Annotated in this window: 23 protein-coding genes, 1 tRNA gene and 2 pseudogenes; 9 read left to right on the top strand and 17 right to left on the bottom strand. The window is 54.3% G+C overall.

All coding sequences use genetic code 11. The features are described 5' to 3' along the window. Positions 1–83: 83 nt before the first annotated feature. The gene (locus tag KGB06_RS07370; RefSeq protein ID WP_223513300.1) at positions 84–596 is read right to left on the bottom strand and encodes a hypothetical protein; all 513 of its coding nucleotides are present in this window, start codon (positions 594–596) and stop codon (positions 84–86) included. 170 nt (positions 597–766) lie between these two features. Continuing rightward, a tRNA-OTHER gene (locus tag KGB06_RS07360) sits at positions 767–844 on the bottom strand. A gap of 423 nt (positions 845–1,267) precedes the next feature. Between KGB06_RS07360 and KGB06_RS07355 the strand changes: the two are divergent. Then, a pseudogene (locus KGB06_RS07355) lies at positions 1,268–1,474 on the top strand (hypothetical protein); the annotation flags it as partial. A gap of 228 nt (positions 1,475–1,702) precedes the next feature. Here the strand turns inward: KGB06_RS07355 and KGB06_RS07350 are convergent. Beyond that, positions 1,703–2,590: a toll/interleukin-1 receptor domain-containing protein gene (locus KGB06_RS07350; protein ID WP_223513298.1), complete on the bottom strand. Its 888-nt coding sequence runs from the start codon at positions 2,588–2,590 to the stop codon at positions 1,703–1,705. A gap of 1,169 nt (positions 2,591–3,759) precedes the next feature. On the opposite strand from KGB06_RS07350, the gene KGB06_RS07345 reads away from it, so the two are divergent. From KGB06_RS07345 to KGB06_RS07330, 4 genes are all read left to right on the top strand, one after another. Beyond that, a complete protein-coding gene (locus KGB06_RS07345) occupies positions 3,760–5,121 on the top strand; it encodes an SEC-C domain-containing protein (RefSeq protein ID WP_223513296.1) in 1,362 nt (453 codons plus the stop codon). A 333-nt stretch (positions 5,122–5,454) separates the two neighbouring features. After that, the gene (locus KGB06_RS07340; protein WP_223513293.1) at positions 5,455–5,664 is read left to right on the top strand and encodes a hypothetical protein; all 210 of its coding nucleotides are present in this window, start codon (positions 5,455–5,457) and stop codon (positions 5,662–5,664) included. Positions 5,665–5,741: 77 nt separating this feature from the next. Beyond that, a complete protein-coding gene (locus tag KGB06_RS07335; protein ID WP_223513878.1) occupies positions 5,742–6,224 on the top strand; it encodes an HIT family protein in 483 nt (160 codons plus the stop codon). 327 nt (positions 6,225–6,551) lie between these two features. Then, positions 6,552–6,764, top strand: a complete 213-nt coding sequence (locus KGB06_RS07330) for a DUF1059 domain-containing protein (RefSeq protein ID WP_008001113.1) — start codon at positions 6,552–6,554, stop codon at positions 6,762–6,764. An 840-nt stretch (positions 6,765–7,604) separates the two neighbouring features. Here the strand turns inward: KGB06_RS07330 and KGB06_RS07325 are convergent. The 11 genes from KGB06_RS07325 to KGB06_RS07275 all read right to left on the bottom strand — a co-directional run bounded on the left by KGB06_RS07325 (position 7,605) and on the right by KGB06_RS07275 (position 18,739). After that, entirely contained in the window at positions 7,605–8,543 is a 939-nt protein-coding gene (locus tag KGB06_RS07325) for a DUF4435 domain-containing protein (protein ID WP_223513290.1), read from the bottom strand. Beyond that, complete coding sequence (locus tag KGB06_RS07320) at positions 8,543–9,898, bottom strand: AAA family ATPase (protein WP_223513287.1); 1,356 nt, start codon at positions 9,896–9,898, stop codon at positions 8,543–8,545. Before KGB06_RS07320 ends, KGB06_RS07325 begins: the two co-directional genes overlap by 1 nt. 375 nt (positions 9,899–10,273) lie before the next feature. Next, positions 10,274–11,068 (bottom strand): DNA adenine methylase, encoded by a 795-nt coding sequence (locus KGB06_RS07315; protein ID WP_223513284.1) that lies wholly within the window; start codon positions 11,066–11,068, stop codon positions 10,274–10,276. Positions 11,069–11,269: 201 nt separating this feature from the next. After that, a complete protein-coding gene (locus KGB06_RS07310; protein ID WP_223513281.1) occupies positions 11,270–12,304 on the bottom strand; it encodes a phage late control D family protein in 1,035 nt (344 codons plus the stop codon). A gap of 52 nt (positions 12,305–12,356) precedes the next feature. Next, positions 12,357–12,563, bottom strand: a complete 207-nt coding sequence (locus KGB06_RS07305; protein WP_223513278.1) for a tail protein X — start codon at positions 12,561–12,563, stop codon at positions 12,357–12,359. Beyond that, positions 12,538–13,395: a phage tail protein gene (locus tag KGB06_RS07300; protein WP_223513275.1), complete on the bottom strand. Its 858-nt coding sequence runs from the start codon at positions 13,393–13,395 to the stop codon at positions 12,538–12,540. The genes KGB06_RS07305 and KGB06_RS07300 overlap by 26 nt, the downstream gene beginning before the upstream one ends. Positions 13,396–13,404: 9 nt before the next feature. Next, positions 13,405–15,753 carry a phage tail tape measure protein gene (locus KGB06_RS07295; protein ID WP_223513273.1) on the bottom strand — a complete coding sequence of 783 codons (2,349 nt, stop codon included), beginning with the start codon at positions 15,751–15,753 and terminating at the stop codon, positions 13,405–13,407. 142 nt (positions 15,754–15,895) lie between these two features. Continuing rightward, the gene (locus KGB06_RS07290; RefSeq protein ID WP_223513270.1) at positions 15,896–16,204 is read right to left on the bottom strand and encodes a phage tail assembly protein; all 309 of its coding nucleotides are present in this window, start codon (positions 16,202–16,204) and stop codon (positions 15,896–15,898) included. 11 nt (positions 16,205–16,215) lie between these two features. Next, entirely contained in the window at positions 16,216–16,710 is a 495-nt protein-coding gene (locus KGB06_RS07285) for a phage major tail tube protein (protein ID WP_263288204.1), read from the bottom strand. A gap of 377 nt (positions 16,711–17,087) precedes the next feature. Then, complete coding sequence (locus KGB06_RS07280; RefSeq protein ID WP_223513267.1) at positions 17,088–17,522, bottom strand: tail fiber assembly protein; 435 nt, start codon at positions 17,520–17,522, stop codon at positions 17,088–17,090. Beyond that, a complete protein-coding gene (locus tag KGB06_RS07275) occupies positions 17,519–18,739 on the bottom strand; it encodes a pyocin knob domain-containing protein (protein WP_223513265.1) in 1,221 nt (406 codons plus the stop codon). The genes KGB06_RS07280 and KGB06_RS07275 overlap by 4 nt, the downstream gene beginning before the upstream one ends. Positions 18,740–18,842: 103 nt before the next feature. Here KGB06_RS07275 and KGB06_RS07270 point away from each other — a divergent pair, with 103 nt between their 5' ends. From KGB06_RS07270 to KGB06_RS07260, 3 genes and pseudogenes are all read left to right on the top strand, one after another. Continuing rightward, entirely contained in the window at positions 18,843–19,115 is a 273-nt protein-coding gene (locus tag KGB06_RS07270) for a hypothetical protein (protein ID WP_223511122.1), read from the top strand. After that, positions 19,112–19,573 carry a hypothetical protein gene (locus tag KGB06_RS07265; protein ID WP_223513263.1) on the top strand — a complete coding sequence of 154 codons (462 nt, stop codon included), beginning with the start codon at positions 19,112–19,114 and terminating at the stop codon, positions 19,571–19,573. Before KGB06_RS07270 ends, KGB06_RS07265 begins: the two co-directional genes overlap by 4 nt. An 81-nt stretch (positions 19,574–19,654) precedes the next feature. Continuing rightward, positions 19,655–20,047: pseudogene (locus KGB06_RS07260) on the top strand (hypothetical protein). Positions 20,048–20,084: 37 nt separating this feature from the next. On the opposite strand, the gene KGB06_RS07255 reads toward KGB06_RS07260, so the two are convergent. Both KGB06_RS07255 and KGB06_RS07250 read right to left on the bottom strand, forming a co-directional pair. Beyond that, positions 20,085–20,444 (bottom strand): hypothetical protein, encoded by a 360-nt coding sequence (locus tag KGB06_RS07255; protein WP_223513259.1) that lies wholly within the window; start codon positions 20,442–20,444, stop codon positions 20,085–20,087. Next, positions 20,441–20,998, bottom strand: coding sequence for a hypothetical protein (locus KGB06_RS07250; RefSeq protein WP_223513257.1), 558 nt, complete (start codon positions 20,996–20,998; stop codon positions 20,441–20,443). The genes KGB06_RS07255 and KGB06_RS07250 overlap by 4 nt, the downstream gene beginning before the upstream one ends. A 29-nt stretch (positions 20,999–21,027) precedes the next feature. On the opposite strand from KGB06_RS07250, the gene KGB06_RS07245 reads away from it, so the two are divergent. Then, complete coding sequence (locus tag KGB06_RS07245) at positions 21,028–21,243, top strand: hypothetical protein (RefSeq protein ID WP_223513255.1); 216 nt, start codon at positions 21,028–21,030, stop codon at positions 21,241–21,243. Between the two features lie 11 nt (positions 21,244–21,254). On the opposite strand, the gene KGB06_RS07240 is transcribed toward KGB06_RS07245, so the two are convergent. Next, a complete protein-coding gene (locus KGB06_RS07240) occupies positions 21,255–21,440 on the bottom strand; it encodes a hypothetical protein (protein WP_223513253.1) in 186 nt (61 codons plus the stop codon). Positions 21,441–21,510 lie beyond the last annotated feature (70 nt).

Genomic DNA, 21,510 nt, shown 5'->3' with positions numbered 1-21,510 from the left:
TTACGTTCTGTAACACGATGAATTACAAGGTGATTTTTAGGTTCTTACTTTCTGGTCATCCACCGTCTGGCTAGAAGTCTACTTCAGCGCCAAGGCCAGGCCGGGGTCCATGGCGCACTATAATTTAGTGTAGGGGGACCGTCGGAGGTGGCGCTATGCGTATCTTCAAGCAGCTCTTGCTCTTGGTCGCGGGTCTTCTGGCAAGCAGCCTCTCCCTGGAGGCAATCAGCGGTGGCGGCCTCGGTCAAAATCCTCACCCGGCCGTTCTGGTCAGTGGGCAGCCACAGCAATGCGGGCAATTCCACCATTTCCACAGGGGCCCGTTTCATATGGAAAACCGGCATTTCGTGCCAATGAACAACCGGCATTTCGTACCAATGATCAACCGGCATTTCGTGCCAATGGACAACCGGCATTTCGTACCAATCGATAACCGGCATTTCGTACCAATTGATAACCGGCACTTCATACCGATCCACCGGATGAACAGCTTCGAGGTGATCAGAGGGCCCGGGGTCAGCGATCAGCCTTTCGGTTCCAGGCACGTTCACTTTGTGCGCCACTTCGATCCGCGGACGGGGCAGTTTCTGAGTCAACCGACAACATCCGGGAGGCAATGAACCAGCTTGGTCATACCTCCGTAGTGATGACTGAGCAATACATCCGCAACTGCAAAGGGAAGAAGGTGACGCCTACAAAATAGGAATTGCGGCAATAAAAAACAAAGGGCCTGCATGAGGTATCTCATGCAGGCCCTTGATATTCATGGTGCCCGAAGCCGGAATCGAACCGGCACGCCCTTACGAGCGGGGGATTTTAAGTCCCAAGGGAAAATCAATCAGGCCGCACCTTTCAATAGTTTTTCCGGTTCGCAATCACGCCTTTTTGGCTGCCATCCAGGCCAATGTTTCCGCATACCTTTCAGAGATTGCGGACCGGAAAAATCACCCATTTCAGAGTCAAAGTATGTTCTCGCTCCGAAGCGACCTACACCACAGATATGCCGATCACGCATACCATAGCGTTTCGCTGTGTGGTTCTCGGCCCCTAGCACCCCATACTGGGGACTGTAGCGACTTAACCTATTGTTTTTAAAGGAATATTAAGCTTTTCCATAGTGGCAAAACACCTTCTTTTTTGTGCTTATGCAAACGGTAAACCGTGGCATCCAGAGGAGGTTTTGCGCACAACCTTTCTGGCGGTCTGCCGGCCAAGTCTCCACTTTGCTTTGCGACTCCTACGCTGACCTCTTCACGGAGGAATCGCGATGCCAAACTCAGACCTGCTCCCTTCCCTGCTGTCCAAGATCAACGAAAACCTGCTGGCCCTAGAAGCAGCGATCATGGAGCTAACGCTCTGGGTTGAGCAGCGCGGAGCGACCGAGGTCGGAGACAATGTTCGCGGCGCCCTGCAAACGCTCGACAAGAATGAAGAGTTCATCAAGATGATACTCGCCGTACTCATGACACCAGACTTGATCACTCACAGGCAGAAATCGGCCATTTTCTGCCTCTCACGACGGGCAGAAAACGGCCATGAAGCGTCGTTCGTCCTCGCACCGCTCAGACATTTGGACGACCGTTCCCCCTTGCATGCGGCCATACGATTGCGGAAAAGCGAACTACGCTTCGTCTTGCGGTGGATTCAGGCGCCTGCCCGCACGCGCCCCGGCTACATATTAGAGATAGCAGGCCTACGGCAGTCAGGCGCGCCTTAGTGCAGTTAAGAGGAGGGACATCTCCCGTTCGAAACCAACTGCGTCCGTGTGCGGATCGGGAACGACAGCGGCGACACGTGATTTCAGCTGATCGAGGTCTAACTTGGCCGGGCGAAATTCATCACTGAACAAATGATCGTCAATGGCCAATGGGATGAGGATTTCACTGCCCCCTTCTCTCGCCTCGCGCTCCAGAACACGCTCAATTTCGTTAAGAACACCATTCCGCGACAGCGAGTTCTTCGAGCAGACGACCAGCACACGATCGTGCGTCTTCACTCCCTCTGACATCATCCGGTGCAGCTTTTGCCCCGGGAGCTTGTTGACTGGGAAATACCAAGTCTTGACACCGCGTGACACGAGGAATTGGTTTATACGATCGACTACGGGCTGATCGGGACCGCCATACGATATAAAAACCGTTTGATGCTGTTCGTCTTCGGACAGTATGTCGACGCTCATTCCTACCTCATCGAATTTTCGAACGATCTCTTCTGAGCTGATCGCCAGCCGGTCTGTGTAGAGCGTAAGGACAGGCGCCACCGCAAAGTCTTTCGTCTTTCTCCGTTGGCCTTTGGGAGGAAGCATTTCGATCAGAAGCTCGTTCTTTGCCATATGGATGATCTCGGGGTGGATCATCATCAACCATTCGAGCTCGTTCAAGGCGTTCCCGCCAAGTTTCGGGACTGCGATAAAGAGATGAAAAACACTCGTAGCTAAATCCGCAGCAACAATTGTGTGAGCTGTTAGTCCCGGCGGTATCGACAACTGGTCCGAAGTAATCTGCACCGCCTTAGGGAACTGCCGGGTGACGTGCGCGGCTAGGTTTTCTTTGAGCGTGCCTATGATCTTTCCCTCATCACGATTGTTCAACGAATAACCCAAAACTAAAAGGCCTGGTTTGGGAATTTATTTTTTGCTGGCGGAGTTCACCAACTCACACGGGGATAGCAGAAAACGGCACACCCTTTGTTCGTCCTGGTATTGGGTGATGTTGCAAGAGCCTTATGGCGCTTGGTGGGCTGGGTGGTTTGTGGACCCAGGCCTCACACACCAAGCAACGCGGTGCCAATCGTTGCAAGTCGCTTTACACGTCCCCCCGCCCCTGAGTGCTATTTTTCGTCAGCGGATTCTACTGCACCGCCATCCTTAACTTTACGTTTGGCGCAAGCACGTCCGGCCGTTGACGACCCCACTGCCGGCGATCGTGCTGTCTCGGGTTCCACAGCGGGTAATTGGGTGGTGCGGTCATCCAAGCCAGCTCCCTGCGGGCAGCGGTTCGGCCTTATGGAAAGCTTTGCATAAGGCTGAACTCCTGCCTCCCTATGCGAGTCGACGAACGGCCGTTGTACCTTGAAAGCGGCCGTAGATGTCGCGCTGGGTCGATGGGCCGCAATGGGTCGAATGCTGCCCTCACCATGGGCGGCAATCGACCAAAAGGAGACGGTCTTGAAAACCGTCGACTGTAACAGGTCCATGAGTTCGAATCCCATCGCCTCCGCCATCTTTATACGACAAAGCCCTGATTTTTCAGGGCTTTGTCGTTTCTGGGGTTTGGGCTGAGAACCTCGGCGCGCAAGGTGTTCCATTACTATTATGGAAGTGTTCCAGAACTCAGGCTGTTTTCACTCCCTCTCCCGATGTTTTGCCGGCTGATCATCACAGCGTGATCAGGGGCATGATTTACCGGTGACCTTGATTATCAGCAAGCCTCAGCGCACTAACACCCCCAGCTGGGGACCTGTAGCGTCCTAACCTATTGTTTTTAAACTAATACAACCACTTCTAGCGGTGGTAAAACACCCGCTTTTTTGTGCTTATGCAAACGGAAACTCGCGGCCTCCAGAGGAGGTTTTGCGCAAAACCTTCACGGCGTCCTGCCGACCGAACACAATCCACCTTTCGCAGTAGTGAACCAGCAATGCATCACTGGTAGTCTCGCCGTAACCACCCGGCGAAGTCACCTAGTCGGGTGTCGCAAATGGATTAATTGAGTATTGAGAGCGGTCGAAGCTGCTGAGCCGCCACCTGAGGAATTGGACTTGGAAAGCACCAAGCGTATTACCGACCTAGAGGTTATGGCTTTAATCTCGGCCGAACACCGAAATGCATACCATCGGGCCTTGGGGGTTCTGACCCTTTATCCGGACTACGCCATGGCGAGTTTTCGGAAGCTCCTGGAGCAGATCGTGATTCTGGTCGGGGATAAACTTCAGCTTACCTTTAGCAGCCCAGATCTCTACGAACGGATCAATTACCTGCACGAATGTCAGTTGATAGGACACGGTGTTAAGGGTGATCTGCATAAGCTTCGCTTGTGGGGCAACCAGGCCGTGCATGCGCCATCACAGGCATCGAATCAGCCGGATCCGAACCAACCATCGGCACTATCTGCGGAGGTTGAGAAGGCTCGGAAGGCTCGACAGATATTCATGGCAGTGCTCGCGGATTTTCATCGACTGCTGATCAATAACGATTTAAGGCTAGAAATCGTTCCCGCCGATGTCCCGGATTTGGTATCGGGACAGGTCATCGGGAATGCTATCGCAAGTGAAAGCTCCTTTGATGCAAAGATGCAAGCAGGCCTGGTGCTTGAAGCGGAATGGATGAGAGCCCTCAACCGAGGCGGCGTCATTTCGACGCGGGTAAGTGCAGAACACGCTAAAGCACTCAAGTCTATGGCGATTGAAATGTATCGCTGTGCTTGCGAGATCAGTGCCCGGTTGGACTCGCTGTCCTTGACTTACATCCACCTGAATGGCGGTTCTGAAGCTTTGTGGCTCCAACGTGCAGATACTGAGGCTCTTTACCGATTTGGGAGCCTGACTTACGCCACTGAACCCAGTAGTGAGTTGGAGCGGCTTGCCACAGCAGCCATAAAGGAAGCGGCGAGCCGGCAGCATGTCCAAGCCAGCGCGCACTATGGGGATTACTTGCGCCAGATCGGAGAGTTCATAAAGGCGGAGGAAATGCTCACCTTTGCTGCGGGCTTGGATGAATCCCAAGCCTACCTTGGGCTGTATTTTCTATACAGCACAAAGGAGTCTCCTTGCTTTTGTCCAGCGAAAGCCATCGGAATCCTTGAACAAGGTGTTTCTCGGGATGATCCGAACTGCAAGTTTCAGCTCGGTGTCGTGTTCCATCAGGGAGAACTGGTGGGTGAGGATAAGACCCGGGCTCGACAACTTCTTACCGAAGCGTCAGATCAGGGGGAAAAGAGAGCCGCGCTTTATCTTCGCCTCGTTGTTGACGAAAGGTTTCAGCAGCAACTCCAAATGGTTGGTCTTGCGCTGATGGCAGCCCCCAATGCAGAGCGCGAGAAGTACAAGGCATTGGCGCTTGGCCGAAATGATTCGTGCCCGTGCAACTCGGGCAAAAAATACAAGAAGTGTCATGGGCAGTGAGGTGCGTTGACCGGACGCTTACGTCTCGCCGCCACGTTCGTACGACATTAAGGGATGTAGGCGAGAATAGAAGCCCCGGAGCCGCGAACCTTCGGGGCTTTGCATTTCTGCACTGGAACAGAATTACACCGCGATTCTAAAGGGGTAAGGCAAAGTACTCAGGGCCAATGAAACCGGGCACTTCCTTACTTTGGAGTACCCGGCTTACACCCTGATTACACGGTCAGTGGTACAAAAATTGGTACGAGCTTCATTCCCTCCCTAGACGTCCTGTCTACCGTTCGTCACTTCCTAATACTGGTGCTACGCTGAAGCCTCCATGGAGGAATCGCGATGCCAAACTCAGACCTGCTCCCTTCTCTGCTGTTCAAGATCAACGAAAATCAACTTGCGCTCGAAGCCGCGATCATGGAGCTGACGCTTTGGGTTGAACAAAGCGGATCAGCGGAAGTAGCAGGCAACGTTCGTGGCGCCCTTCAAACGATCGACAAGAACGAAGAGTTCATCAAGATGACGCTCGCGGTGATGATGGCGCCGGAATGACCGCGATCGCCACTAGCGGACGTAACCATGATGCCTTGATATTCTGTTTGACCGATCGACGAAGGACGCCAACGCAAATGGAAATTGCACCACAATTCATCATTCATGAAACCGATCATTGGATACTCAATCATCACATGTCATCCACGCTCCCTGGTTATTTGATGCTGGGTTCGCGGACTCACGCCAACTCGCTGGCCGACCTTCCGGGCTGTGCCCTGGCGGAGTTGGGTGGTCTGCTCGCAGCAGTTCAGAAAGCCATTGAATCGCGACTAAAGCCGAAGTGGATCTACATCAGTCGATTCGGCCATGTTCCTGGCTATCCCATTCATTTCCATTTCATCCCTGTGTATCACTGGGTCGAAGAACTGCTCTGGAAGGATGTGAGATACAGACTCTTGGAGACCTTCGCTACAGCTGAAAACGCTCAATCACTGACTGACGGAGCAGAACTGACACTGTTCATCTGGCGCGAATTTGGGGAGAGCCCGGAGCCACCAGCCACCCAAGGACCTTCCATCAACCAAGTCATTAATGATTTTCGCGGATCATTAAAATAGGACGACGAGTCTGTCCGCTGCGGGTCGACTTCTGCCGGTCACGACAGGCAGAAACCGGCCATTTGAAGTCATTAGTAGTTGCCACGTAACCAGCATAAAAAGGGACAGACCACGATTTCAGGTAAATGCCGAGCCGTCGTGATCTGTTCCCTGTTTCCGCGCGGCCGTTTTCTATGTCTGGCACAACTACCCTGACATCGGTGGGCCTATACTTTAACGATCGGCACACTCGATGTGGCATGCAGTCGTGTTTGATGTATGGGGGACGCGTCGAGCGATCGTTCACGCAGGTCACGGCCTGCCTTCGTCGTAGGGAGGAAAACATTCATGGCGCGTAAATACATCGACTGCCGCGAGTTTCCGAGCGATTCCCACTGCTCAATCGCACTGTCCGCAGACTCTGAAAACGAACTGCTCGAGGCCGCCGCGCAGCATGCGGTCAGTGTTCACAAGCACACCGACTCACCAGAACTGCGTGCTCAACTGAAGACGATGTTTCACGACGGAACCCCGCCTGTTGAAGCACCGCGTCCTGCTTAGCACCCAGGGGTTTCAGAGGAGTGATTGTCATCGATAAGCACCTACGAGGCTCATTTCGATGAGTTCCGCAGGCCTGAGGGTAGTTTTTTATGCCTGGCACAATCTGAACGACGAAAGAGATCCCCAAGGAGCTGCCGATGGCTGCTCCTTGGGGGTGCTTTGGAGAGCTTGTTTAATGTGGCTGCGTGTTCAATCAAGCTAAGCTCAAGCTGATTCGACAGACTGCTATCGGCCGATTCTGTTGAAAAAGTCGGCCATGGTTTCCACGGCAGAAAAATACGCGCCTGAGATTGAAATCTTTACTTTGGGCAGAGGCTTCCGAGCTCAGATTTCACGTAGCAGCGTGTAAAAAAGGCGTTTTCACCAGTCAATATTCCGGCCATTTGGGCGAACCGACTTTTTCAACAGAATCGGCCAAAAGTGGACATTCCGCTCCAACGTTACCCCCAAACGCCATAGCACGTTTATCAAAGAGTTGCACACAATCATCTGAGCGACTAAGAAACTAGGGGCGGATAGCTGTCGTTATAGGGGTAATGTGATGCTACTGGTGACTAAAAGGCGCTTCGTTTACCTGTACACAGACTGGGTGATTAGCAGACATTCGCTAAAGTGCTCTTTCGAACAGTAGTGAACTTCCGGCTTATAACTATGCGATCAAAAGTCAACGCTCATTGAAAATTACCGCTAAGAGCATCCACTCATGTTCTGCAAAATAATTAAAAATTAGTCAGGCGTTGACAACTTTCCAAGAGCCAGAATCAACGCATGACTTTCAGACAAAACTGGCGCCTCGAAAGTTAAATGGAGGTGCGATCATGAAAGCACTCTGCACCAAACTTAAGAGAAAGTAATTTCCTTGCTTCGCCCTAGGAAGTCAATAAGGCAGTCTGGAGTACGTACATACTGTGCCAGCGAGGAAAGCACATGGTCGGCCATTGATGGGTTTTCCAGCTTTAGCTTATGGCCGAATTGGATGAAGACATTTTTTGATAGCGAGCTATCCTCTTTCAAGAGTTTAATGAACTCTCTGAGAAATAAGATCTCTTGCTTTCCTCTAAACAACATTTCAGGACTACGTAAAATTTCTTTAAGCTGAGGACTTTGAACCAAAAACTCCCTAAACTTTGTTTTTTCTGCAAGCCTCACAGCTTTATATTCGCTTTTCCGGGAGAGCTTAACTATCAGATTTTCGTCTGCTATTTTTACTTCTATTTTCAAAACTTTATCAAGACTGATTTTTTTAGCATGCATCTCCTTTCTAACGTAGAGAAAAACTGAATTTGCAATAATTAGTTTCTTGCTTCGATGAAATATTGCTCGCAACCTTTCATATTCTTGAACGACAAAAGTTATTATATCCAAGCGCCGTTGAATCTTATAATTACTTAAGCCACACTCGCCAACTATAAGATTTCTAATCGTAGTTGGATCACAATATATATTTTCAATGGAATACGATGGCGTGGTATAAATATCCGCGCCTAATATTCTCGTATCAAAATCCCTATCCATCAGAAAAAAAACTTTGTCTGTTTTGTATGAGGGGTGATTTCTAATTGACATTCTCAATTCAAGAACTTTGGATTTACCCCCCACGGAAACAGCATCCCAAAGGTCACCAAGTATAGTTGAGATTTTTGACGTGTAAAATTTAGGGTCGTCCTTCCCTTCGATAATGAAAATCGCCTTCCCATGCGAACGAATTCGAGAGTATTCTAAAAAGAAAACTTCCGTATCATCTAGGCTCTCCAGCAAAGTATCTACACGTGAGCTCATCAATCCAGCTCCTTAAAAAAATAAGATTGGAGATCTGACGTATATTGGGTTAGTCCTGAGAATATGAATGGGCTATGAGTCATAGCAAGCAACATCGAGCAACTATCACAACTTATTACATCTTTGACTAACAACTTTTGCCACTCTACCGACAATGATAGTTCTGGTTCATCAAACAAAATAAAGTACTGATTATCTCGTTCTAAAACCAGTTTTGAGAACAGTGAGACAATCTGCTTTTCACCTGATGAAAGGTCTCCAAATTTAATTGGCTGGTCGCTATCAGGACATGTAATAACCACACTGATCGATGTTGCATCATACTTCATAGTTTTGTTCTTGAAATATTTCGTGCATATTTCAGAGAACCTAGTCAAAGCTTTATCCTTCTCCCGCTGCTCGAAGAAAGCGCTATACATCTTGGAGAGAAAGTAAACGAGCGTGTCGTTTTTCTTCTTTGCCACTTCAGCCTTGTTTTTTACTAATGAAATTATTTTTGACTTATCTGAAGGCGTCAAGGATCTTCCGAATCGATTTAGCACCAACTCGATGGAATCGGAATTACTTGTAATTATGGATCTATCCTCATCATTGACCGTTAAGCCATTGACAAGCCGAGTTAAAATCTCACTATTTATTCGAGACATTGAATCGTTGGACGAGGTCAAAATCTCTTTTTTAATAGACTCTAACTTTTCTTCGACGTCTGTCAAACCAAACTGAATATAATCTTGCCCCTGCTTCTCCTTATCAATATTCAAAGAAGACAATAAATCTTCAACCCTTCGATACGTTGGCAAATAGAGCGTCTTAAGTTTAAAATGTTCTTCAATCTGTTGAAAGAACTCCATCTTCCTTAGATCTAGCAAGAGCGACTCTTTTTCATCAAAAAGGTCTCTGATTGCCATAGAACTGAAAGGATATCTTGAATCTATATGATTTGACTTAGACCTTGACAATGATGTCTGCGGCTCAAAGAGCTGGCTAACTTTCCTGCGTACCGTATCAAACTTACTCTCCCCCATCACTACATCTATAATCTTTGAAAGCTCTTCACTGGAGACCCTTCCCGAAATGTGCTTGTATGCCTTTGACTCCCAATCATACTCCAACTCTGTCTTCATGATGGAAATAGGGGCTGCCGCACTCGAAAATTTAATTTCAATACCGCCAAAACTTATATCACGGAGTTTCCTAATATTCCCATTTAGAGTTGCATCGATTATTTTTAGAATGGTTGTTTTTCCTTCACCATTCTCTGATAGCAGAATTTTATATAGCTCATCAAACTCGAGCCTAACGTTTTTGTATCCGTGCAGTTTTGTTATCGAGAAATATTCTATAATTGGAGCCATGAATTCTTCCTTAGCAATGGCTAACCGGTAAATACTAGGGATATAACCTAGCGTCTATAATTACTTGCAATAAGTTCGGTGCACTGTTTTTTTGTAACCCCCACTATCACGTATTAAGCATCAACAATGCCTGGATGATCCATATTCGCTGGGCTCCTGCCCGTACGTGGTCACATGATGGCTTAACAATATTGCGCTGGGAATAGCTCGTCAGCTCTTTTATGCAGCACGGTACGTGTCAAGGTACCTGTCGCCTTGCTCCTACAGTTGTTAGCCCGTTGCTCCCTTAATTTCAGGGCGTTCTGGGTTTAAATACACCGCTTCTGGCCGATTACTGCCCGTCACGACGGGCAGCAGACGACCTAGGCTGTCACGTCAAAATAGTCCTCCCAACGCCGCTGGCTCCCAGTTCATGATCACCAGTTCGCCACTGACCTCAGCCTTGCCTTGCCGCTGGTTAGTCGTGGTGTAACGAATATCCAGCGTCTCAAAATGAAAGCCTTCGAACACCCGGCGGATGTCCGGGTGGTCGTTGATGCTGACCATCACCCTACCCTTGCAGCGGCGCATGAAGTCGGCCATACGCTCGTAATTCTCAAACGGAAAATCCACCCCATAGCCTGCGGTTTGCCAGTACGGCGGGTCCATGTAGTGGAAGGTGTGGACCCGGTCATAACGTTCGGCGCAGTCGAGCCAGGGCAAATTTTCCACGTAGGTGCCCGACAGACGTTGCCAGGCGGCCGAGAGGTTTTCTTCGATGCGCAGCAGGTTGATCGCCGGGCCAGTGGTGGCGGTACCGAAGGTCTGCCCGGTGACCTTACCGGCGAAGGCATGGTGCTGCAGGTAGAAAAATCGAGCCGCGCGCTGAATGTCGGTGAGGGTTTCCGGGCGGGTCATTTTCTGCCACTCGAACACCTGGCGCGAACTGAGTGCCCACTTGAACTGGCGCACAAACTCTTCGAGGTGGTTCTGCACCACGCGGTACAACGTCACCAGGTCACCGTTGATGTCGTTGAGCACTTCCACCGGCGCCGCCTGGGGGCGCATGAAGTACAGCGCAGCGCCGCCGGCAAAAACTTCGACGTAGCATTCGTGCGGTGGAAACAGGGGAATCAGGCGATCGGCCAGACGGCGTTTGCCGCCCATCCAAGGAATGATTGGGGTAGACATGGATAGCAAGACCTTTACTGTATAAATAAACAGGTGCCAGGCTCGCTCCGCTTTGTGCACAGAGCAGGAGCCTTGGCGGGACTTGCAGGGACAATCTGCGGGGACGGTGGCCAGGCGGGATGTTGACGCATCCAGACTGGCCGCTCCTTTTACTTTGATTTTTGAAACTTCTGACTCGGGACGACTCTTGCGCCCGGGCGATCAACCTGGCACTTCAAGCACGACTTTCTGCGGCTTGCCCGAGGCTTTGGCCTTGCCCTCCTTGCCACCATTGCACTCCACCGACACCGTCCACCCGGACGGGGTGAAGGTGTGATCCACCGACTCCACCAGGTATTCGCCATCGAGCCCGCGCTTGAAGCCTTGCGCCTTGATCGTGCTTTCGGCGAACAGATCGGTCCGGCCCGGCAGGTCGAGACGTACCGAGGCGGTGGATCGGTTGAACGCGGCCAGACGCGCCTTCGCCGCCTCATCGGCCGCCGTGCGGTCCGGGTAGAGATGGCGATCGGTGTGTACCGGCGGCAGGCCCTCGGGCACGTTGGGATTGTCCAGGTGCGAGACCAACAATTCCCCGCTGGCCGGATCCTGGTACTGGGTACTGACGCCCTGATGGGTACTGCGGTCGCTCAAGCGAAACTGCCAGCGGGTCACGTCGGCGCGCTGCAGGGTGATGACAGCCAAGGTCTTGCCACTGGCGCTCTGCCCGCCCTGACGCGGCAGGACCAGCAACTTGCCGTCGGCCACCTTGGCGGTGCAGTCGTGTTTCTTGGCCAGGCGGGTGATAAAGTTGAAGTCGGATTCATTCAGCTGATCCATGCGCGGCACGCGGGTGTCCACCGGGCACGACGGCTGCCAGCCATTGCGCGCCGCCACATCGCCGACGATCTGCGCCAGGCTCACGTCCTCCCAACTGCCGCTGCGGGTGGTCTTGCCGCTGCCGCGCATGTCGCTGGCCTTGCCGCTGATCACCAGTGTGTCCGGCGGGCCAGAAACCGCCACTTCGTCCACGGTGTAGCGGCCCATGCGCGTCAGGTCGGCGCCGGCATAACCCAGGTAGACCTCGATGCTCGCGCCACGCACGGGCAGCGACACCGCGCCGTCGCGGTCATCAATGCGCAGCTCAAACGAATCTGAGGCCATGCCGGGCCGATCGGAGAGCTGCAGCGACACCAGCCGATCATTGATCAAGGTGGTGATGTCGGCACCGTCGGCGACGATACGAAACAACGGTTGCATGTCGGTACTCCAGACAAGAAAAAGCCCGCACGCGGCGGGCTCGGTAACGGGATCACTCCCACAACGAAATGACGCTGTCCGTCTCCACCACCAAGTCTGGCAGCGTGATCAGCACGCCGGCCCGGAACGGTTGCGGTTCATCGGCCAGACCCTGATTGGCCGCCAACACCGCCTCGACGCTGCGGTTCAAGTGGCCGTAATAGTGGTGGCACAGGGTGTCGAGCAGATCCCCATCAGCTGTTCTGCAAGTCATCGCCATAACGGACAAACTCCAATGAAAAGCCTTGCTTGCGCGGAATGGCGCCAGGCAGCAAGGCGCTTTGCTCCTCGTCGATAGTGGTCAGGCACCAGTTGCCCAGCACCTCGCCGTACCCGGTGGTCAGGTTCAGTGGCAGCAACTTGGCGCCGATGCTGCGCAGCCTATCCAGTTGCTTCAGGCCGCCTTTGTAGCTCGGGTAGATCGCACCCTTGATGGTGATTTTCTCCTCCCCCAGCCCCACCGCCTGTTGCGCCGGGCGCCGGGTCAGGCGTTCCTGCGCGGCCCAGCGAAACGTGGTCTGCCGCCGCAGCTCATCGAAGGCCGCGGTGTCCAGGTTGAAGTAATACGGCCGCTCATTCGCCTTGAGCGGGTAGAGGATCAGCAGGTGCGGAAACGGCTTCACCGCGTCGGATATTGGCGTCATGTCGCCGGCAAACCATTCGGTGGGGAAGATGTTGTCCAGCGCGGCATTGGCCTTGCCGGCGACCTTGTTGAACGCCGCGCCAAAGCGGCCAATCTGCTCAGTTAACGCGGAAAAGTGCTCCTCAAACTGCGCCAGGGCCCGCTGCGTTTGGTTATAGAAACTGGCCACCTTGCCGATCTTGGCCTGCGCCGAGTTGATCGCACTCTGCAGACGTCGGGTCTTGTCGCTCAACTCGTCGCTGATAAAGGGCAAACCTTCCAGCGCATCGGCCGCCCCGCTGATTTCATTGAGCGCGCCATTCATGGGCCCGGTCATCGACTCCAGGTCAGTGCGGCCAGCTTCACCGGCGTCGACCATGTACTTCAGCCCACCCTGCAAGTGTTGCAGGTAGGTCTTTTCATCCGTCATAACACTTCCTTAGCCCACGTGGGGCGCATCAAACAACTGGCGGGCGCGCACCTCCCGGGCAAAATCCTCTAAATGACGGCTCAGGTACGGCATCAGCTCCTGCGCCAACCGCGCCGGATCTTTCACATCGCCCTGCACCTGAATCACCGGTGCCGGGGCGAAAGTGAATTGCTGCTCGACCTTCGGCCATTCGGGTGTTTTTGCCGCCGTGGTCGCCATCAATGCCGCCGCCGTCACGGGCGCGGCGGGAGCGTTTTCCATCGAGCGTACGACCGCGCCAACGCCCTGACCGGCGGCCATGGGCAAGATGCCGATCGGCGCTTTGGCAGGCGTGTCCGGCCCGCCAAACAACGCCTTGCCCATGGTCGCGCCTAACTTGCCCCCGCCCCACGCCCCGACCATGCCGCCGATAATCCCGCCAATGGCGGTACCGATCACGGGGACGATCGAGCCTAAAGCCGCACCGACTGCCGCGCCACCGAGCACGCCCCCCACGAGCCCGCCCGCAGCCTCGCCGTAACCTTCGGCCTTTTCATCGCGGGTGGTGGCGTTGAGGTAAGTGTCCACCACCTGGAAGCCGGCATCGGCCACCGCCAGTGAGCCGCCCACTTTCCCGCCACGGGACATCCCGCTTGCAGGGCCTTTGCCCTTTCCGCCCTTCCCTTCTTTGCCGTGATCCAGCCCGTCGTCATCGCCGTCATTCGCGTTGGTCACGAATACCCGCTGCACGATGTTGGACCGGTCGCCGGCTGAACCGCGCGCGATGTTCACCAACCCCCGCCCGATCTTCAGCGCGGCCCAGGCCTTGCCCAGCACCAATGCTCCAGCAGTGAGTGCCGCCAGGCCCAGCACCACCTTGGGCGTTTCCTCGGACAACGCGGTCAAGCCCCGCGCCGCACCGCCGATTCCGGTGGCCAGCGCATCCGTCGCAGGACGCAGGGCATCACCGATGGCCCGCAGCGAATCGTTGAACGCCTGCCCGGTTTCGGCCCAACGTTGCGACGAGCTCTCGCGACGTTCGTTCAAGTTCTTGTCGAGAATGTCCTTGCGCGGGCCGTTGGGGTCCGAGGCGCCTTTTTTCAGCTCCGCGTAGAATTTTTTGTTCTGGGTGTACGCCATCAGGGCCGTCTTGACCTGCATGTCGGCAAACAGATCGCCGGTACGCAACGTGGCGGCCAAGGCATCGGCCATCGCTTGCGCCTTGGCCGGGTCCGTCTCCTGGCTGATCTGGGTCAGCCCCTGATCCAGCTGCTTGGCCTTTTTCGGATCGGTCTTTTCCACATACCGGCGCGCCAGTTCGAAGCTGGCCTCGAAGGTCGACAAGCCCTTGGCAATGGCGGCATTCATCGACCCCTGATAGTCAATCCCGGCATCGGCATACCCTTTGACCGTTTCCTCCGAGCCGATTTTCGAGACCCAGTTTTTCAGGTTGTTCGCCGCTTCATCCGCACTGCCGGCGCTCTTGATCTGCACCTGCAGCATCGCCCCCAGTTGCGTGACCGCCTCCTGGCCGGTGATGCCGGTGCTGGCCATCTGCGCCAACAGCTCCGGAAACCACTTGGCCATGTCGGCCGCCTCGAAGCTGCCTTGCTGGCCCAGCAGAGCGACCGAAGCCAAGGCCTGTTCCATTTTCTTGGGGTCGGTGATCTTGGCGTTGTTCTGCATCGCCAGAATCATCTTCGCCGTATCCGCGCCCGAAGCCCCCTGCCCGACCGCAAACTTGGCAGCCACCGGGGCATATGTCAGCGCTTCGGTCAGCTCCATGCCGCCACCAACCAGTTGGTTCACCAGTTCGGCCACCTGGGTATTGGCCATGCCGGTGTCCTTGGAGGTCTGGACGATATCCCGGGCGGTGTCCACTTCCTGCTGGGTATTGGCGGTACCGGACTTGATCGCGATGTCGCGAATGATCGCCTGAAAATCCGCGCTGACCTTGGTCGGCACGGCGGCCAGGGTAGTGCCGGCCACCGCCGTACCGAATCCACTGCGCAGGCTTTCCTGCCCATCCTGCACTTGGCCCATGCCTTTGGCCTTGAACTCGGCACTGCGCACCACCTTGCCCAGCGCCATGTATTCTTTTGTCAGGCGCCCGACTTCAATGCCCTGTTTGCGCAGGCTGCTGTTGTTAGCCTCCAGCTTTTTGAGCAGCGCGCCGGCATTGGCCGCGCCGCTGTCGTGGGCTTTTTTCCATTCCTCGCGCAGACGCATGGTCTCGCCGATGACTTTCTGCAAGCCTTTGGCGCGGGTGGTTTGCGCCTCGAGCTTTTTCATTTCGCCGCTGACGTTCTTGAAGGCGGCGCCGAGTGAAGAATCGACGGCGCCGCCAATCACCAGCCCGAGCGAGAGTTTGTTCGCCATGCAGGTACCTGTGTGCAAAGGGGGATGGGCTCAGTCCGTGAGCCACCAGACCATCTCGGAAAACGACAGGCCCTGGATCTCGGCCGCCGAAAAGTTCAGCTCGACGGCCAAGCGTTTGGCCAGGGCTTTTTGCAGCTTGGGGTTAAACCCCGTCGTCTGCTCCCAGACGAAAATAGGCGGTCTGCAGACGACGGTAATCCCGCATCAGCAGCCCCTCCAGATCGCCCCGGCCGATGCTCGCCAGGCTGCAGAACAAGACCATCTCCTGTTCTTCTTCATTGCTCCCGCCCTGCAAGGTGGCGGCGCGCATCTCGCGCACCGTCGGTTCACGCAGGGTGAGCTTGTCGACCTTGATGCCGTTGGCCTCGCTCGCTTTGGATAACATGACAGTGGCAATGCCATCGCCCAGTTGCAGCCATTTCGGCAGGATGGCGTCTTTTGCGTTACTCATGGTGTGGCTCCTTACATGCCCAGGGCCGACCGCACGGCGGCCAGTTGGTCGACGCCGTCGATGACGCGGATCGAGTTGAGAGGATCGATTTCAAACATCACGGCGCCGTCGATCTCCAGCTTGTAATAGGTCACGGCGATGGCGTACTTGAACTCGGCTTTGTCGCCCGGTTTCCAGTCCCCCGGATCGACTTCCTTGAGGCTGCCCCGCAGGGTAGCGACCACCGCCTTGACCGAACCTTTCTGGCCCTTGAAGGCGCCCCGGAACGACGCGTTGAACGCAGTCAGATCAGCCTGACCGAAGAACTTCAGCACCTCGCGACGCACGCCGTTGGTGATGAAGCTGGCCTCCAGCTTTTCCATCCCCATGTCGAGTTCGACCGCCGCGTCCATGCCGCCGGCACGGTATTCGTCGGTCTTGAGCGACAGCTTGGGCAGGGTCAGGCTCGGCACATCACCTTGCAGACTCATGCCGTCGGCCCAAACGCCGCCAATGATTGCGGACAGCTGCTCCGCTGGGTCTTCCAGTACCGGTACGCCGACGGCGACAATCACCGCCTTGGACCGCTTGAAAATGGCCTTGCAGTCCTGGGTGATCGCCGCGTCCGGACCCCAGGCGGCAACCGCTTCGCTTTCGCGGGTGATCAGCAGCAGTTCGTTGGCAGCGGCGGTGGCCGGCGGTGCCACGGTGAAGGTGTTGCACAGGCCGATGATCGACGCGGACGGGGTGGCGATATGCCGGGCCCCGGTGTCCACCAGGGTCACGGTGACGCCGTGAAAGAAACTCATAGATGATGCTCCAGAAACGAAAAAGCCCCGCATAAGCGAGGCTGTGAGTGACGTGACGCGTAACGGAAAAGAAAACGCCCCGGCAATGCGGGGCGTCAGGGGGTCTGCTGAACCGGTGTGACCGGCCACTCCATCGTCCGTGGCCAACCGGCTTGCTGCGGCACTTCACTCAGCTCGATGCGGTAGAACTTCCACGCACTCAAGTCCTCGACCTGCTCGGCAGTGGCCACGCCCAGATCGAGCGCGTCCTGCAGCGGCGCCACCGCCAGGCCAGCTTCGTGCATCAGCCGTTGCTGCTGAGCCCGTGCAGCAGGCAACAAGGCCGCGTCCGATGGCGGCTCATACGCAGCGATCTCGCCATACTCACCGGCTACCACACGCTCGTAGATCTCCGGGCCGTAACTGGTCGAGTCATCGGGTGTGGCCGTGAAGGGAATAGCGCCCAGCTCTTTGGTGACCAGCACCAGGTTGATGGCCGTGTGGGCCACATCAGCCCATTGCGGGGTCAACACATTGGTGTAGTTCATCATGCAATCCTCTTGCAAACGGTCGTTGAATAGGAAGCGCCGTCGCCACTATTCGCCGAGGCCCCCTGCAACACCCAAGTACCGGCGGGAGCGCCATAGTTCATCCCCGCAGTATTCGCCCAGCCCAGAGAGCCACCTGCCAAAATAGTCCCCGGCCCCATCGCGACGCCACCGCCTCCGACGACAACAAACAGTCCATAGGTGCCCACTTCGCCCGCGCCAAAACCGGCAATGGCACCGCGCACTTTTTCTGCACCAATGGCGTCAGTCCACATCGCGCCCATATCAGAAGCGTCGACAGTCACGTTGATCGCATTTAAAGCCGTCCAACCCAGCTTTATCACGTTCGTTAGCTGTCCAGCTCCCGTGCCCTGTTGAACGGGGGTAAAGCCTAACGAAGGCTGATACGCGGCGGGATCAAAATTGCTTTCGGTCCAGAGCCTCCCGAAATCCTGCGCATCAACCTGTATTTTTATTTCGCCCGAGGCGTTTTCATAGCCAATGTAGATTTTATTGGGGTCCTGACCCGCCCCCCCGCCTTGCTGCACGGGAGTGAAACCCAGTGCCGCCTGGTACGCAGCAGGGTCAAAGTTACTAGTGTCCCAACTCGTTACCCACGCACTGAATACGAAACCATCTAGGGTCTGAACACCGCCACGGGTATAAGTTGCGCCGCTGCTATAGCCGATGATTTGTTGCCAGAGGGTGTCTTGACTGACCGCTACCAGCATGGGGGAAAATTCACCACCAGCTGGAATGTTCAGACCACTGTTCACCCGGTAAATACCCGCGGCGGTGATTGTGTTTAGATCGGTGCCTTCGGGAAGGACAATCCCTCCCTGGCCCCAGCCATACGCCCCCGCGAGCAGTACGTGGCCTGCGGTGTCATCTTGGGGAGAGGTTTGTTTAACCAGATTGCTGGTATCCCAATTGTGATGCCACTCCGTCCAGGTGCCTGTTGCAAAGTCTTCAATACGATAGCGATAGCACATCGCATTGTCCTTCGCGTGAACCTCCTGGTACGCCAAATTTCCAAAAGACCGCTCCATATGGGTGACGAAGCCATGGGTGCTGCCGTTGGGGAAATCGGGCCTATTCAAAAAGTCAGCGGCGTACGTGTAAGTCCCGCCGACCTGAGCGGCGTTGAAGTCTTTAGCAGGTAACTCGGGCGCCCTGGCACCGACGCCAAACGCGCCGGTGAGCAGCACACGACCCGGCAAGCAATGCGCCCCGCCCCTCCGGCGGCAATAGGACGGACAGCATCACTGCTGCACCTTGGCGATAGGGTGCATCGGGATGACAACTCAGACTTAAGGATTAGCCATGCATCCAGCATTTCAAGAGCGCATTGATGAACTCGGTGAGCTGCTGCAACGAACAAAGGCCGCCCGAGCAGGGTTTTACGGCCGTATTGATCAACCAGCGCCAGCCAAACCGGTGCGCTACCAAATCGCCGGGCGAAGCGTCGGCATGTACCAGATTAAAGACCGTACCACCAACAAGACCCGCGCCTTCCGTGACGACTACAAAGCCGCTCTCGAACTTGCCATACAGTTTGAAGCAAAGGCCAATCGCCAGATTGCGGCGACACGATGAAAAAGCGAAAACCTAACAACATGCGCGCTCGAATGGAGCGTGTGAGCCGGGCAGAGCTTAAGGTCAATCACGTCGCGGTGATCCACATAGACCCCAGCGGCCGCCAAGGGATGATCAACTGGAAGACGTGTAGGAGCATCCCGACAGGACAGCGCATAGCCGAAGCAGTTTGCGACATTGCTCACCGCTGGACGATCTATGCCAGCGTCCAGTGTCGCGACCAGCGCGGCCACCGCTACACCAAATCGGTCGAGGTTGCGCCCCAAGGCAATTATCTGGCCGCCCACCTCGAGGACGTGATCGAGGACACCTACAAAACCCTCGTCGCCGAGAGCAATCCGAATCATCGGGTCGCTTCGGGCTGGATAGCCATTCCCGCCGAGGTATCGCTGATTGAAGAACAGGCCGCCCGGATGTTCGACGCCGTGGGCGTCTGGAACCAGCAGATAGCAGCATGAGGCGTGTCAGCAGCCAGATGCGCCAGCGCCGACGACAGACATGGCTGGATCTACTGGCCCACGGGATTGAAGAGGCAAGCCATGGCCAAGACTGGACAAGATCGATCGGCCAAAGCAGCACTGAAGCGGATCGAGTACGACGAAAAGGAATTGCGCCATTGATGCCGGCTTGGCACCCGCAACATCCTTGAGGAGATCATGGCGTGGCTTGAGGACACTGAGCAGGCTTCGGTGATTGAAGGCTGCCTGCGCTATGGACATTCGCTTGGGCCTGAAGGCGCAAAAGTTGCGTTAAAAGCGCGCCACGAAATCGTTATTAGTGAAAACGTGGCGCGTGATTTTCTCAATCAAAGCATCGCTGAGCTGAAGCGTGATCCGGGTGGTGAAATCATTGACCCCGAGCAAAACTCTATCATCTCATGCAAGCCCATGATCACATCCATGCTGTCCCTGTTCAAAAGTCCACGCGAATGAAGATCCTTTTCCAGATAATTTTGATGGTAAAAATAAGTTAACGAAAATAATCCAAAAACTCATTGACGTCCGATACCGATCTACGAACATCTCCGAAAAGTTCGCGCAATAAAGGATCATTCCCTTCATAATCCCAAACTACTCTTCCCTCATTGTCCACGATCCCAACAACTAGATACTCGCTCCAGTATTCTCTATCTTCTATATAGCTTCTGGCTCTTGTCTCATAAACACAAACATTCTTACCTTTGTAAGATGTCTGAAAATACAAAGGAAAATAATCATCATTTCCACGCGTAATAGAGTTAGGAGCATCAAGCACTCTCCACGTTAGCCTTCCAGTTGACGTTTCCTCCATCAGACGAGCGACCATTTTTTTCGTAGTAGAGTCCATCATAATCTCGACGCCTCATTATCTTTATGTAAACCATTGAGCATTACTTCAAATTCAGTCATTCGCCTAGAAACATACCAAGCATCACCCTGCGTCATTTCTCGACGGGTTGAAGAATACCATTTCGCATCAAAAGACATAAGCCCCACAAGAACATCAGCCAATGCCTTTTCCTTATCCCCAAGACTAGGTCGAATATTGTTTATATGCCCTTTTAACTGATAAAGTATATGCATAACTTCTTCCTTAGAGTTCTCCCAATCCCTCAACCCCTTCCTATACTCAGGCATTAACTTAACAATATCGTCATGCACAGCTGGAAGCCTGTGCTTTACGATTAAAATCTTCCTAACCTTTCTGACATAAGTAAAGGTGAGGATTGTTAAAATAGTACCAATTATTGTACAAATCACGCCAAATTGGTTCAACCAATTCCAAAATTCCGCACTACCCCACATCGCAGCTCCTTGGCACCAAAGAAAACCCTGTGCCAATTCTATCTTTGCTTCACCGATTACACAAAATTGATCAACAACAGCACTGTCGCATTCGGTCACGGAGGGCAGCGCCCGACTGGAGTATCACCATGAAAAAGGTCATTGAGATCAAAGACGGTTTGGCCCAAGCGCTGGCCGATGCTCACCAGCAGATGGTTGAGCAAAATTGCCAGGGCTTCGACTACAAGATTGGCGAGTTCCGCGGGCTCAAAGTGCGCATCGTCGCGGAGCAGGAAGGATTGGGCGTCATGGACACGCTGGAAATCGACGGCGAGCTGAATTTCAAAGCGTTTTGCGAAGCCTGACCCACCCTCACCTATCGCTCTGAAGGCTCTGTAAGTCGGTCAATCGCATTCCTGTAGGCCGCAAGATCAATGATCTGCCGCAAGCAAATGACGACTTCCAGCTTTTGCTTGTCGTCGGGAATCCCCAATCGCTTCAGCATCATTTGAGCGTCTTCCTCGATTGCCGCGAGTGCATCGATATCGCTTTGCAATCTCATGTCGGTCTCCCGTCAGTGAATTCGACATAGATAAATAAACCACAAACTCACTTCACGCCAGCCGGCGAGG

Source organism: Pseudomonas sp. GL-B-19, assembly GCF_019956415.1.
GTDB lineage: Bacteria > Pseudomonadota > Gammaproteobacteria > Pseudomonadales > Pseudomonadaceae > Aquipseudomonas.
The sequence above is the reverse complement of the archived record's forward strand: the minus strand, read 5'-3'. Positions and strand labels throughout refer to the sequence as shown.